Genomic DNA, 248 nt, shown 5'->3' on the forward strand with positions numbered 1-248 from the left:
GCAGACGCCTGTCTATGATGGCGGGCATGGATAAACTTTTTAGCGCCTGCGGATTCGACTTCGTGGACACGGAGGAACTCATCGCGGAGCTTCCCGCAGACCGGACCCTGTGGGATGCGCCTGCTTTTGATCAAGTGCTCTACTATGCGGATCCCTCTGGCATCGCCGTCACGGCGATGGAGTACGAGGGGGAGTGGACCGTATTGCCGTCGTTCCGAGGCGGGGAAGACGTTGAGGCAACGCTATAT

The 248-nt window shown here is 58.9% G+C and carries 1 pseudogene; it reads left to right on the plus strand.

Going from position 1 to position 248, the window contains the following annotated elements:
* Positions 1 to 26 precede the first annotated feature (26 nt).
* A pseudogene (locus tag QP915_RS11665) lies at positions 27 to 248 on the plus strand (hypothetical protein); the annotation flags it as partial.

It is taken from the genome of Corynebacterium sp. MSK158 (assembly GCF_030229085.1).
GTDB lineage: Bacteria > Actinomycetota > Actinomycetes > Mycobacteriales > Mycobacteriaceae > Corynebacterium.